General features: G+C 70.1%; 13 protein-coding genes. 8 read left to right on the plus strand and 5 right to left on the minus strand.

Annotated elements, in window-relative coordinates; genetic code table 11:
• Window positions 1–116: 116 nt before the first annotated feature.
• Genes M8C13_RS45645 through M8C13_RS37465 form a run of 3 tightly spaced genes read left to right on the plus strand, consistent with a single transcriptional unit; the run spans window position 117 to window position 3,427 of the window.
• Window positions 117–1,289, plus strand: a complete 1,173-nt coding sequence (locus M8C13_RS45645) for a sensor histidine kinase (RefSeq protein WP_252485545.1) — start codon at window positions 117–119, stop codon at window positions 1,287–1,289.
• Complete coding sequence (locus M8C13_RS37460; RefSeq protein WP_252485546.1) at window positions 1,286–1,891, plus strand: DNA-binding response regulator; 606 nt, start codon at window positions 1,286–1,288, stop codon at window positions 1,889–1,891. Before M8C13_RS45645 ends, M8C13_RS37460 begins: the two co-directional genes overlap by 4 nt.
• Window positions 1,892–1,936: 45 nt before the next feature.
• Entirely contained in the window at window positions 1,937–3,427 is a 1,491-nt protein-coding gene (locus tag M8C13_RS37465) for an amidohydrolase family protein (protein WP_252485547.1), read from the plus strand.
• 250 nt (window positions 3,428–3,677) lie between these two features.
• On the opposite strand, the gene M8C13_RS37470 is transcribed toward M8C13_RS37465, so the two are convergent.
• On the minus strand, window positions 3,678–4,100 hold the full coding sequence (locus M8C13_RS37470) for a helix-turn-helix domain-containing protein (protein ID WP_252485548.1): 423 nt from the start codon (window positions 4,098–4,100) through the stop codon (window positions 3,678–3,680).
• Between the two features lie 39 nt (window positions 4,101–4,139).
• Here M8C13_RS37470 and M8C13_RS37475 point away from each other — a divergent pair, with 39 nt between their 5' ends.
• Complete coding sequence (locus tag M8C13_RS37475) at window positions 4,140–5,069, plus strand: NADP-dependent oxidoreductase (protein WP_252485549.1); 930 nt, start codon at window positions 4,140–4,142, stop codon at window positions 5,067–5,069.
• Here M8C13_RS37475 and M8C13_RS37480 read toward each other — a convergent pair.
• Window positions 5,066–5,512 carry a hypothetical protein gene (locus M8C13_RS37480; protein ID WP_252485550.1) on the minus strand — a complete coding sequence of 149 codons (447 nt, stop codon included), beginning with the start codon at window positions 5,510–5,512 and terminating at the stop codon, window positions 5,066–5,068. The genes M8C13_RS37475 and M8C13_RS37480 overlap by 4 nt on opposite strands.
• A gap of 290 nt (window positions 5,513–5,802) precedes the next feature.
• Here M8C13_RS37480 and M8C13_RS37485 point away from each other — a divergent pair, with 290 nt between their 5' ends.
• Window positions 5,803–7,485 carry a fatty acyl-AMP ligase gene (locus M8C13_RS37485; RefSeq protein WP_252485551.1) on the plus strand — a complete coding sequence of 561 codons (1,683 nt, stop codon included), beginning with the start codon at window positions 5,803–5,805 and terminating at the stop codon, window positions 7,483–7,485.
• On the opposite strand, the gene M8C13_RS37490 is transcribed toward M8C13_RS37485, so the two are convergent.
• Window positions 7,461–8,666, minus strand: coding sequence for a helix-turn-helix domain-containing protein (locus tag M8C13_RS37490; RefSeq protein ID WP_252485552.1), 1,206 nt, complete (start codon window positions 8,664–8,666; stop codon window positions 7,461–7,463). The two genes, M8C13_RS37485 and M8C13_RS37490, sit on opposite strands and share 25 nt — an antisense overlap.
• Before the next feature lie 268 nt (window positions 8,667–8,934).
• On the opposite strand from M8C13_RS37490, the gene entS reads away from it, so the two are divergent.
• Genes entS through panD form a run of 3 tightly spaced genes read left to right on the plus strand, consistent with a single transcriptional unit; the run spans window position 8,935 to window position 10,933 of the window.
• On the plus strand, window positions 8,935–10,218 hold the full coding sequence (gene entS / locus M8C13_RS37495) for an enterobactin transporter EntS (RefSeq protein ID WP_252485553.1): 1,284 nt from the start codon (window positions 8,935–8,937) through the stop codon (window positions 10,216–10,218).
• Window positions 10,219–10,260: 42 nt separating this feature from the next.
• The gene (locus M8C13_RS37500) at window positions 10,261–10,473 is read left to right on the plus strand and encodes an MbtH family protein (protein ID WP_305884042.1); all 213 of its coding nucleotides are present in this window, start codon (window positions 10,261–10,263) and stop codon (window positions 10,471–10,473) included.
• A 37-nt stretch (window positions 10,474–10,510) separates the two neighbouring features.
• Window positions 10,511–10,933, plus strand: a complete 423-nt coding sequence (gene panD / locus M8C13_RS37505; protein WP_252485555.1) for an aspartate 1-decarboxylase — start codon at window positions 10,511–10,513, stop codon at window positions 10,931–10,933.
• Window positions 10,934–11,032: 99 nt separating this feature from the next.
• Here the strand turns inward: panD and M8C13_RS37510 are convergent, their stop codons facing one another.
• Entirely contained in the window at window positions 11,033–12,028 is a 996-nt protein-coding gene (locus M8C13_RS37510; RefSeq protein ID WP_252485556.1) for an iron-siderophore ABC transporter substrate-binding protein, read from the minus strand.
• A 15-nt stretch (window positions 12,029–12,043) separates the two neighbouring features.
• Window positions 12,044–13,030 carry an iron-siderophore ABC transporter substrate-binding protein gene (locus tag M8C13_RS37515; protein WP_252485557.1) on the minus strand — a complete coding sequence of 329 codons (987 nt, stop codon included), beginning with the start codon at window positions 13,028–13,030 and terminating at the stop codon, window positions 12,044–12,046.
• Window positions 13,031–13,074: the final 44 nt, after the last annotated feature.

Genomic DNA, 13,074 nt, shown 5'->3' on the forward strand with positions numbered 1-13,074 from the left:
GGGGGCCGCGCGGGCAGTGTGCGCTGTCAGGGGGTGGGGTGACGGGTGTCGCGCCCGGGCATGACAGGTGTCATCAGCGCTGCTCGGCGGGCCGGGGGCGCTGCTAGTTTCTGGGTGTGAAGGGCAGTCGGGCACAGGAGCCGGAGTCCGCCGCGCTGGGTCACCTGCGGCGGCACAGCCGGGACTCGCTGTACAGCGTCGCGTTCCTGGCGGTGATCTTCCCGCCGGTGGCCGCGCTCAACGGCGGGCCTGGGGGCGCGGTCGAGCTGGTGGTGCTCGGGGTGGGCTGGGCGGTGTTCAACGCGGTGTTCCTGCCCGGCGCGCTGAGCGTGCTGCGCGATCCGTGGCGGGTCCGGTCGCTGCGCACCGGAGTGCCGCTGCTGGTGCTCGGGGTGGTGCTCACCGTGCTGGCCGCGCTCTGGCTGAGTTCCGGCGTGCTGTGGGCGGTGCTGCCCGGGCTGGCCGCGGCCGAGTTGCTGGCCAACCGGCCGACCCGGCTGATCTGGCCGGTGGTCGTGGCGGTGGTGCTGGTCACCGCGGGGCTGGTGCTGCTGGTCAGCCAGGCCAACGCGGTGCCGGAGATGGTCCGGGAGGCCGTGCTCGCGGGGGTGGTGATCGGCACCACCAGTTATATGCAGGAGACCTCGGTGCGGCTGTGGCGGTCCAGCCTGGAACTGGACAACGCCCGTCAGGAGGCCGCCGAGCTGGCCACCACCAGGGAGCGGTTGCGGCTGTCCCAGGACCTGCACGACATCCTCGGCCACGCGCTGGAGGTCGTCTCGCTGAAGAGCGAGCTGGCCGCTCGACTGTCCACTGTGGACCCTGGGCGGGCGCACGCGGAGATGGTGGAGGTGCAGGAGCTGGCGCGGGGCGCGTTGCAGGACGTGCGGGCGCTGGCGCACGCGCAGCGGACCACGGACCTGGTGGCGGAGCTGGCCGGGGCGCGGAAGCTGTTGGCCTCGGCGGAGATCCGGTGTGAGGTGGACGCCCGGCCGGAGGAACTGCCCGCGGCGCAACGGGAGCTGTTCGGCTGGGTGCTGCGGGAGGCGGTGACCAACCTGCTGCGGCACGCCGATGCTCGCCGGTGCTGGATCACCCTTGGCGCGCAAGGGGACTTGGTGGTGCTGACGGTGGGCAACGACGGGGTGCTGGCAGCGGGGGAGTGGGGGTCGGGGCTGTCCGGGCTGGCTGAGCGGATCGCCGGCGGTGGCGGTTCGTTCGCGGCGGCGGCGCGGGACGGGGAGTTCGTGGTGACCGCGAGCCTGCCGAAGGTGGAGGTGGCCGGGTGATCAGGGTGCTGCTGGTCGACGACGAACGGCTGACCCGGCAGGCGGTGGCCGCGCTGCTCGAGCTGGAGCCGGACCTGACCGTGGTCGCGGACGTCTCCGACGGGTTGCAGGGTATGGCGGCGGTGGCCGAGCACCGGCCCGATGTGGTGGTGCTGGACGTGGAGATGCCGGGGCTGGACGGGCCCGCGGTGGCGGCGCGGCTGGCGCGGGAGTTCCCGAAGGTGCGGGTGGTGATGCTGACCCGGCACGCCCGGCCGGGTGTGCTGCGGCAGGCGTTGTCGTTGGGGGCCAAGGGGTTCCTGGCCAAGAACGCGCCGGCCTCGCTGCTGGCCGAGGTGATCCGGCGGGTGCACGCCGGGTTGCGGTACGTGGATCCGGAGTTCGCGGCCGATGCGCTGGCGGAGGCGGACTGCCCATTGACCGAGCGGGAGCTGGATGTGTTGCGGCAGGTACATGACACGGCGACGGCGGCGGAGATCGCGGCCGCGGTGCACCTGTCACCGGGCACGGTGCGCAACTACGTGTCCTCGGCGATGGCCAAGCTCGGGGCGCGGACGAGGGCGGAGGCGGCGCGGATCGCGCGGGACCACGGGTGGCTGTGATTCTGGCTTGAACTTGACGTTACGTCATGGTGCAGCGTTGCGGGCATGAGTGAGATTGGGACTGGTCGCCGGGAGTTCCTTGGGTGGCTGAGCGGGATCGGGGCGGCGGCGGTTGCCGGGGGCTGGTTGGGTGCTGGGGTCGCGGCCGCTGATTCTGTTGCGGTGACTGTGTTGCGGGGTGTGAACCTGGTGGACACCTCGGGGGCTCCGGTGCGGCGGAATGCCACGATGGTGCTGGGGGACGATCGGATTCTTGCGGTGGGTGGGTGGGATCTGCCGGTTCCGGCGGGGGCCCGGGTGTTCGATCTGGCGGGGAAGTACGTGATCCCTGGGTTGTGGGACATGCACATGCATGGGGCCTACTTCGAGAAGATCACGTTGCCGTTGTGCCTGGTGCACGGGGTGGTGGGGCTGCGGGAGATGTGGGGGTTCCCGCAGCATCACGATCTTCGGCGGCGGATTGAGGCTGGGGAGGTTTTTGGGCCTCGGTTGGTCATTGGGAGTGTGATCATCGATGGGCCGGACTCGGTGTTGCCTGGGGCGTTGATCGTGCGGAGTCCGGAGGAGGCTCGGGCTGCTGTGCGGGCTGCCGTGGAGGGGGGCGCGGACTTCGTGAAGGTGTATCCGTTTTTGGGGCGGGAGTTGTTGCGGGCTGTCGCGGATGAGTGCCGGGGCTTGGGGATTTCGTTTGCTGGGCACGCTTCTGACCATGTGTCGATGGCGGAGTCGAGTGCCTTGGGGCAGCGGACGTTTGAGCACATGTTCGGGTTGAGTCTGGCGACGAGTACGCGGGAGGCGGAGTTTCGGCGGCGGATCGCTGCCCTGCCGTTGGATCCGGCGGACTCGTTCGCCTGGTTCAAGGCGGTGCGGGAGATCGAGCGGGAGGCGGTGGCGTCACACTCTCCGGTGAAGGCTCGGGTGCTGGCGGAGTTGTTGCGGCGCAATGGTTCTTGGCAGTCGCCTACGTTGCGGGCGATGCTGGTTTACTCCTCGCCTGCGGAGGAGTTCGCTTCGGATCCGCGGATGAAGTATCTGCCGCCGATGTACAAGGATTACTGGGCGAGCTCGTTGAAGCGGTGGGTGCCGGTGGGCGCGGAGGAGGTTCGGCGGCAGCGGGAGTACTTCGCGGCTCGGCTGCGGATGGTGGCGGCTCAGCACCGGTATGGGGTGGGGACGTTGCTGGGGACTGATTCGGGGAATCCCTATGTGTTTCCTGGGTTTTCGGTGCATGAGGAGTTGGAGTTGCTGGTGCGGGCGGGGTTGAGTCCGTTGGAGGCGTTGCAGGCTGGGAGTCGGGATGTGGCTCGGTTCTTGGGGATGCCGGTGGGGGCTGGGACGTTGGGGGTGGGGCAGCGGGCGGATGTTGTTGTGGTGGAGGGGGATCCGTTGGTGGATATTCGTAATACCCAGCGGATCTGTTTGGTGGTTGCTCGGGGGCGGGTTCTGACGGCAGCTGATCGGGAGCGGATGTTGGGTGAGGTGGAGAAGGCTGCGTTGGAGCCTGTTGGCGGGCGAGCTTTTGGTGGCTGCTGCTAGGTTTTCGCGGCGTGCGGTGGATTGTGTGATTTGGTTTGGGGCCCCTAGGCCATCCCGGATTGGGCTGACGGGGCAGGCGGTGAGGCCTGCCCAATCGCTGGGGTAGCTTATGGGATGGCCTTCCCCCAAACAAAATCACACAATCCACCGAGCGGGTGAGGTCTGATTCCGCTTCGCGCCAAGGCGATCGCGCAATCGTGGCAAGCTCGCTCGCGCGGGTCCATTGTGGACAGTCGGGCGCGTGGGTTGGCTAGACGACGGGCTGCGGGGGTTCTGCCGCTCGTTCGTCGAAGGCTTGGCGGGCGGTGACGACCTGGGGGAGGTTGGCGGTGGACCAGGCTCGGACTGCTGCCAGGGGGGCTGCGGCGGAGCGGCCCAGCTCGGTGAGCTCGTAGTCGACTCTTAGGGGGACGGTGGGGTAGACGGTGCGGGTCACCAGGCCGTCGCGTTCCAGGGTGCGGAGGGTTTGGGTGAGCATCTTCTGGCTGACGCCCTCCAGTTTTTGTCTCAGCTGGCCGAAGCGGCGAGGGCCGTCCTCCAGTGCGCCGATGGTCAGGGCGGTCCACTTGTCGGCCAGCATGTCCAGTAGGTCGCGGCAGGGGCATTCGCGGGAGTAGACGTCCCGCACCCCCTCCTCTGGGACCCAGTCGGGGTTTTCCTGCATACTTCCCATAAGAGACTTGGTACCACATGGAGTGATGGGGAGAAAACGATGCGTGCGGTGCTGGTACGGGAGCCGGGTGGGCCTGAGGTGCTCGAGCTGACCGAGGTCGAGCGGCCGGAGCCTGCGGCTACCGAGGTGCTGGTGCGGGTGCGGGCGGCTGGGGTCAACCCGGTGGACTGGAAGGTGCGGGCCAGCGGGGACCTGCGTGGGGCGCGGGCGACTGCGGTTGGTTGGGATGTCGCTGGGGTGGTCGAGGCGGTGGCGCCTGGGGTGACCTGGCTCCGGGTGGGGGATGAGGTGCTGGGGATGCCGTACTTCCCGCACACGGCCACCGCCTACGCCGACTACGTCACCGCGCCGGCTCGGCACCTGGTGCGCAAGCCCGCTGGGCTGGACTTCTTCCAGGCCGCGGGGTTGCCGTTGGCGGGGTTGACCGCGTGGCAGGCGTTGGTGGACACGGCGGACGTGCAGCCTGGGCAGCGGGTGCTGGTGCACGCGGCGGCCGGTGGGGTTGGGCATCTGGCGGTGCAGATCGCCAAGGCGCGGGGGGCTTATGTGCTGGGCACCGCGAGTGCCGGTAAGCACGAGTTCCTGCGGTCGCTTGGGGTGGACGAGCCGGTGGACTACACGGCCGGGCCGTTCGAGGAGGCGGTGTCCAAGGTGGATGTGGTGGTGGACGCGCTGGGGCCGGAGACCAGTCTTCGGTCGCTGGAGCTGCTCGGCGCCGGTGGGTACCTGGTGTCGGTGTTGTGGGGGGTGGATGAGCAGGTGGCGGCCGAGGCTGAGCGGCGCGGGGTCCGGGCGGACAACGTGATGGTCGAGCCGGACCACCTCGGGCTCGGGGAGCTGGCGGCGCTGGTGGACGCGGGGCGGTTGACCGTGCACGTGGACAAGGTGTTCCCGCTGGCCGAGGCCGGTGCGGCGCACGCCTACGGCGAGGCGGGCCGCACCAGCGGGAAGATCGTGCTGGCCGTCTAGTCCTCGCGGTGCTCGGTGATCGGGGAGGGCACCATCGCCTCGGTCACCGCGTGGCCCATCCGGCGTAAGGCGGCCTCGATGGCCAGCCGGATGGAGCCGTTCATCGGCAGCAGCGGCAGCCAGGGCTGCGCGTTCCACTCCGGGCCGCGCAGTCCTGGGCTGACCGTCACGCTGGCCAGCTCGTCGTTGGGCAGCAACAACTCCAGCCGCGCCTGCCGGACCACCACCTCGGCGCTGTGCTCCGCGCGGGGCGGTGGCACCGGCTCGTACTGGGCGGCCACCAGCCACTCCAGGTCATCGCTGATCCGCTGCACGGCCTCGGCGATGCCGATCAACAGCTCCGCCCTGCGGTGCGGACAGGTCTCCTCGGTCGCCTGGGACAGTCGCCCGGCCACCTCGGTGAGGGCCACTGCGGCCTCGGACTCGGTTCGGCACTCCACCATGTCGTGATCAACGGCACGGGCCGCGGAAAGTCGCGGCTTCCAATCGTTGTCACCCGATTGTGTAAGCCGACTTGTCACCTGGGTCACAAATTTCTCAGCGGGCGGGACTGAGCCGCGTTTGGACTCGGCTTAATATCATCGGAGTTCACCTCCTGGGTATTGACAGTCTTCCTCGTTGATAAATAGCGTCCAGCTCCGGGGAAGTCGGAGGAGAAAACATTGTGATCGGGTCTTTTCGTGCTGCCTCACTAATTCCGCAACAGCTCTTCCATAAGCTGGACCAGGGCGGATTGTCCCTGCCGGACAACCTCAACCGCTGGGCGGCCGGGTTCGGGGACCAGCCGGCGCTGAGTTTCCTCGACCACCACGGGCCGCGGCCCGTCGGCGAGGCCAGCGTGCTCACCTGGGCCGAGCTGGACCGCAGGGTCAGCGCGGTCGCCGCCTGGATCCAGCGCCGCGCCTGCCGTGGCCAGCGGGCCGCGATCCTGGCCCCGCACGGGCCGGACTACGTGATCGCGTTCCTGGCCGCGCTGCGCGCCGGGATCATCGCCGTGCCGCTGTTCCCGCCCGGGCATCCCGGCTCGGTGACCAGGCTGGCCGCGATGTTCGCCGACTGCGGCCCGCGCCTGGTGCTGACCACCCGCGCCCAGCTGGCCGTGGTGGAGGCCTTCCTGGAGGGCCACGGCCTGCGCAAACCCGAGGTGGTCGCGGTGGACGCGCTGCCCGATGCCATCGGCGCGGAGGTCGAACCGGCCTGGCACACCGGCGACGACGTGGCCTACCTGCAATATCCGCCCACCTGGACCGGCTCGCCCTGCGCGGTGCAGGTGACCTTCCGCAACGCGGTGGACAACGCGCTCACCCTGGTCGAGTCCATCGGCGCGCTGCCCGGCCAGTCGCCCTCGGTCAGCTGGCTGCCGCTGCACCACGCCGAGGGCCTGCTGCTCGGGGTGATCGCCCCGGTCGCGGTGCGCGCCCGCGCGGTGCTGATGGACCCGGCCGCGTTCCTGCTCAAGCCCGAGCGCTGGCTGCGCGCGCTCACCGCCAACCCCGGTGCGGTCAGCGCCGCGCCGGACTTCGCCTACGCCTACTGCGCCACCCGGATCGGCGCCCAGGAGAAGGCGCTGCTGCGGCTGGACCACGTGCGCGCGCTGTTCGTGGACGGGGCAGGCGCGCAGGCGGAGACGCTGACCAAGTTCCTGGCCGCCTTCGCCGAATGCGGGCTGCGGCCCGAGGCGGTGCGCTGCGGGTACGGGCCGGTCGGCGCGGCCGCCCTGGTGTCGGTGACCAGCGCCGCGCCCCGGCGCACCGCGTTCGACCGGGCCCTGCTGCGCCGGGGTCGCGCCACGCCCTGCGCGCAGGAGTCACCCGATGCGCTGACCTTGCTCTCCAGCGGAACTCCCACCCGGCACCGGGTGCGGATAGTGGCCGCGGACAACGGTCGGACGCTGCCCGACGGCTCGGTCGGCGAGGTGTGGGTCTCCGGCTCGCTCGGGCCTGGGTTCTGGGGCCGCCGGAAGCCGGGGGAGCGGCCCTTCGGCAACCGGCTGGAGGACGCCGCCGCGCCCGCGCACGGCTGGCTGCGCACCGGGGACCTCGGCGTGGTCGACGACGGCGAGCTCTACGTGCTCGGCCGGGTCGCCGACCTGCTGACCGTGCGCGACCGCCAGCACTACCCGCAGGACGTGGAGGCCACCGCGGCCGGCGCGCACTCGGCGCTGCGCGCGCACCAGCTGGCCGTGTTCACCGTGCGCGAGTTCGACCGGGTGCTCACCGTGCTGGTCGCCGAGCGGATCAGGGAGTGCTCGACCCAGCAGGTCCTCGGCCAGGTGCGCCGCGCGGTGACCGCCCGGCACAGCCTGGTGCTGGACCGGATGTTGCTGGTGGACTCCGGCCGCCTGCCACGCACGCCCGATGGCGCGATCTGCCGCGCCACCACCCGCGAGCGCTACCTGACCGGCGGGTTCGACTGACGGAGCCGGGCGGCCCGCAGCACGAGCTCCAGCTCGAAGCGGGCCGCCGGGTCGGTCAGCGTCTCGCCGAAGAGGTTCTCCAGCTGGTGCATCCGGTAGCGCACGGTCTGCGGGTGGATGCCCAGCCTGGCGGCCACCTCCGGCGCGCCGCTGCGGGTCTCCAGCCAGGCCAGCAGGGTCTCGGTGAGCCGCTCGCGCTGGCGCGGGGTCAGCTCGGCCAGCGGGGCCAGCACCCGGCGGGTCAGCTCGTCCAGCAGGAACTGCTCGTGCAGCAGCCACAGCGTGGCCAGGTGGTCCGCGCAGTGCTGCACCTCGGCCGAGGGCAGCGTGCCCGCGCGCATCAGCTGCAACGCGTGCCGGGCCCAGCGCAGTGACTGGGCCGCGTCGGGCAGCTCCACGGTGGGGCCGACCGCGACCAGCCAGTCCTGCAACGGCCGGTCCAACAGCTGTTCGTGGTCCGCGCCCGCCGGGATGAGCAGGCAGGGGGCGCTGCCCTCGAAGTCGACCAGGATGGCCCGGTCCAGCCGGGGCTCGGCCCGGTGCGGGCGGTCCGGGCGCGGTTCCAGGGCCACCGCGCAGACCCGGTCCGGCAGCTCCCACTCCGCGGCCGCGGCCAGCTCGATCACCAGGTGCCGCGGGTTCGGCGGCTCGGCCAGCAGCACCTCCAGCAGGCGACGGCGGCGGCGCTCGCGGGCCCCGGTGGCCCGCTGCTGCGCGGCCACGTAGCCCTCGACTGACAGCGCGGCCAGCTCGTCGATGTGCGCGAACACCGCCTCGCCGAGCAGCCGCATGGTGTCCACCGACAGGTGCACCCGCTCACCGAAGTCGGTCAGCCTGCGCCAGGCGATCCGCGCGCCCAGCCGGTAGGCCTGCTGAAGGGTGTCCAGGCTGCGGCCCTCGTGGAACTCGCCGCGGCCCAGCCGCCGGTACATCTCCGCCCGCTTCGGGTGCGCCGCGGCCGGGTCGGCCACCCGGTCCACGAACTGCATCAGCGCGTGTTCGATCCCGTCGCTGATGATCTGCCCGAACGCCTCGTCCAGCGGCCGGGAGTACTCGGGTATACCGCGTTGGATCTCGCCGAGTATCTGGTTGGCCACATCCGGCACCTCGGCCCGCATCAGCGGCGCGAGATCGCGGGAGAGGCCTTTCCACGGGTCGATGCCCGCGCGTAGCTGGTTCACGCCCGACTCCAATGGCGGGTAGGAGGTCGAAGCATTTCAAGGAGGGGGTCAACAATGGTGCTGATCAGGCGGGTTGTCATCCTCCGAAAGAACTACATCCCATGATCGGCCCTGATTCCTGTGGAAAGCGCTCTCATTTGTTCCTCCCCGCTGAAAAACGCCTGGTCGGCCTCATCCGTCACTCCGACTAACGAGCGGGGTGGGCCAGGGGGAACGCAACCGCTCGCAGCGGTTCCTGGCTTAGGCAAGCCTAAGGTAAGTTCCGGGGGTGCGACTCGGACAGCTCGTCATCGACACCGCCCCGCTGCGCAGCAGCCCACCGTTCCGGCTGGTGTTCGCCGTGCAGGTGATCGCCATGGTGGGCACCAACCTCACCGTGGTCGCGGCCAACCTCCAGGTCTTCGCGCTGACCCGCTCCTCGCTGCAGGTCGGCCTGGTCAGCCTGGCGCTCGGGGTGGCCCTGCTGTTCGGGCTGCTGGCCGGCGGCGTGCTGGCCGACCGGGCGGGCAAACGGATGATCATCGTGACCACCCGGCTCGGCATGGTCGCGGTGCTCGGCGTGCTGGCCTGGAACTCCGCGCTGCCCGAACCGAGCCTGACCGTCATCTACGTGACCGCGGTGCTGGCCGGGCTGGTCAACGGCCTCGGCGCGCCCGCGCTGATCGCGGCCACCCCCGCACTGGTCGGCGCGGACAACCTGGCCGCGGCCGGCGCGCTGACCGCGATCACCACCCAGATCGGCGCCATGGTCGGCCCGCTGCTGGCCGGGTTCATCGCCGAGGCCTGGGGCCTGGCGGTGTGCTTCGCCATCGACGCGGCCACCTTCCTGCTCGGCGCGCTGCTGCTGGCCTTCCTGCCCAAGCTCGGCCCGGACGGCACGGCCGAGCACGCCCACCCGGTCCGCTCCATCGCCGAGGGCTTCGCCTTCCTGCGGCAGAGCCGGGTGGTCACCGGCCTGCTGCTGATCGACGTCTTCGCGATGGTCTTCGCCATGCCGTACGTGCTGTTCCCGGAGATGGGCCTGGCGGTCTTCGGCGGTGAGTTCGCCACCGGCCTGCTCTACGCCGCCCCCGCGGTGGGCGCCTTCCTGGCCGCGCTGACCAGTGGCTGGACCGCCACCGTGCGGGCCTCCGGCAAGGTGCTGATCGGCTCGGTCCTGTTGTGGGGCCTCGCGGTCATCGGCTTCGGGCTCAGCCCCGCGCTGTGGCTGGCACTGGTGTTCCTCGCGCTGGCCGGCGCGGCGGACACCATCTCGGAGATCCTGCGCCGCACCCTGTTGCAGCACTACACGCCGGAGCGGCTGCTCGGCAGGGTGGGCAGCATGTGGCTGGCCCAGGCCACCACCGGCACGGCGGCGGGCAACGCGGTGATGGGCGGGCTGTCCCGCGTGCTCGGCTCCGGCATGGCGCTGGTGACCGGCGGCGTGGCCTGCGTGGTGGGCGTGGTCGGCATCGCGATCGCCTTGCCTGAGCTGCGCAAAGCCACGCTGAGCGGGCCCAGTGCGGAGGAGTCCGAACGCGTCACAGAAGGTTGCAAGGTTAGCTTTACCTAACCTAGGCTTCAGTCGTTCGGACAGTCGCGCAAGGAGTTGTGGATGAACCCGCTGGATGACGAGAACGGCACGTTCTACGCCCTCGTCAACGAGGAGGGCCAGTACTCGCTGTGGCCGGTCTTCGTGGATGTGCCCGCCGGCTGGACGATCGCCTTCGGCAAGGACACCAGGGCCAACTGCCTGGAGTTCATCGAGCGGACCTGGACCGACATGCGCCCGAGGAGCCTGGCCGAGGCCATGCGCGCCGCCGACTGACCCAGCCACTGACGTTCGCGAAGAGGAGAGCGCCAAAGTGCGGCGTACGTTGATGAACGGCAAGATCCACCGGGCCACCGTGACGCAGGCCGACCTGCACTACGTCGGCTCGGTGACCATTGACGCCAACCTCATGGAAGCGGCCGACATCGTCGAGGGCGAGGTCGTGCACATCGTCGACATCACCAACGGCGCCCGCCTGACCACCTACGCCATCACCGGCGAGCGGGGCAGCGGCGTGATCGGCATCAACGGCGCGGCCGCGCACCTGGTGCACCCGCAGGACATGGTGATCATCATGTCCTTCGCGGAGTTCACCGAGGAGGAGCGCGCCGCGCACGTGCCGCACGTGGTGCACGTGGACGCGGACAACCGGATCATCGCGCTGGGCAGCGACCCGGCCGAGCCGGTGCCGGGCAGCGACCAGCTCTCCGGCCGCGTGGTCGCCGCCGCGCACTGAGGACTCGCGGACGACACCGGTTCGGGGCCGGTGCCGATCGCCACCGAGGGCGGTCACCCGGGGTGCGGGTGACCGCCCTTCACTTATGCGGCAACGAGATCAGCTGCCGACAGCCTTGCGCAGCTTGGGTAGCACCTCGGTGATCAGCCAGGGGATGTTGCCCGGGGTCGGTGTGCGCAGGGCGTGGAAGGCCAGGCCGTCCAAGGAGATCCGGCCGCCTGCCTTGACCACGCGCAGGTTGCGGAACAGCGGGTTGGACTCCACCTCTCGTTCGTTGTCCGCCGAGCCGTCGTAGTTGATCAGCAGCAGGTCCACGTCCAGCTTGTCGTACTGCTCTGCGCTCAGCTCGGCCGCGAAGTTGCCGGGAAGTGCTTGCAGGGACTCCGGAATGCGCAGCCCGAACGCGCCCAGCTGGACCCCGGCCGGGTCCTTCGGCTCGCGCAGCGCGTACAGCTTGCCCGCGCCGGCGGCCTGGGCCATGGTGGCCCGTTTCCCTTGCAGCGCCGGGTTGTCCGCGCGGGTCTTGGCCAGCGCGGACTCGGTGCCGTCGACCAGCTTGTCCGCCTCCGCGCCCTTGCCGACCGCCTTGCCGACCTGGCGGGTCACCGCCTGCCAGCCGTCCTGGTAGGCGCCGAGCTCGAACGCGGTGGTCGGCACGAAGGCGCTCAGCCGCGCGTAGTACTTCTCCAGGTAGTAGTCGGTGTTGGCCAGGACGAGGTCCGGTTGCAGCTTGAGCACCTGTTCCGGGTCGAACCCGCTGTCGCCGGCGGTCAGCAGTTCGGGCGCGGCGCCGTTGAGCTTCGCCTTCGCCCACGGGGTGATGCCGCTGGGGTGCTCCTTGGACCTCGGCATGCCCACCGGCGTGATGCCCAGTGCCAGCAACGCGTCCTGGTCCACCTCGCCCAGCACCACGATCCGCTTCGGCGTCGCCGGGATCGTGGTGGTGCCGAGCTTGTGCGTCAGCGTCACCGGGTATCCGGCCGCCGCGGCGGGTGGGGGCGCCTCCGGCGCGCTGCTACACCCTGCCGCAACGACAAGGGCCGCGCTGACGAGCAGCGCGGCCCCGTTCCTGATCGCTGTGCTGGAAAGGCTCACCAGCTCAGTCTGGCATCAGGTAGCCGTCTTCTTCACCGCCTCGGACAGCTTCGGCACCATCACGTCGATCGCGTACGGGATGCCCAGCGGGGACGGCGTGCGGATGGAGTAGAACTGGGTCAGGTCCACCACGATGTTGGCGCCCTTGCTGACCACCTTGAGCTTCTTGAACAAGGCGTTCTGCTCGACGTCGTTCTGGTGCTGCTTGTTCTCGTTGTAGTACGTGATCAGCACGTCCTGGTCCAGCACTTCGTACTTCTCCGCACTCACCTCGACCGCGAAGCTCTCGCCAGGCAGCTGCTGGATGACCGGCGGCAGCACCATGCCGAACTCGCCGAGCAGCTTGGTGGCGGTGTCCGTGGTGGACTTCAGCACCATGATCGTCCCGGTCTGGCCGGTGACGCCGAAGGCGAACTTCTTGCCGGTCAGCTCCGGGTTGCTCTTCTTGACCCCGGTGATCTTGCCCTCGACGTCGCTCACCAGCTTGTCCGCCTCGGCGCTCTTGCCGACGGCCTTGCCGACCTGGCGGGTCAGCTGCTGCCAGGAGTCCTCGGCCGGGCCCGCCTCGTAGGCGGTGGTCGGCACGATGTCGTTGAGCTTCTTCCAGTACTTGTCGATGTAGTAGTCGTAGTTGGCCAGGATCAGGTCCGGTTCGAGCTTGAGGATCTGCTCGACGTCGAAGCCGTTGTCCCCCGCGGTGAGCAGCGTGGGCATGGCGCCGGTGAGCTTGGACTTGGCCCACGGCGTGACGCCGTCACCGATGTTGGCCTTGACCATGGCGATCGGCTGGATGCCCAGCGCCAGCAGCACGTCCTGGTCGGTCTCACCGAGTGCCACGATCCGCTTCGGCGCGGACTTGATGGTGGTGGTGCCGAGCTTGTGCGTGATGGTGATGGGGTATCCCGGCGCGGCACCGGCCGACGTGTCCTTCGGGGCGCCGGTGTCACCGCCGCCACCGCACGCGGACAGGCCCAGCGCCAGGGCCGCGCCCACCGCGAGCATACGAACGAGCCGACTCGACGACCTGTGCGTTCGCGTCGTCATAC

The organism is Crossiella sp. SN42 (genome assembly GCF_023897065.1).
Taxonomy (GTDB): Bacteria; Actinomycetota; Actinomycetes; order Mycobacteriales; family Pseudonocardiaceae; genus Crossiella.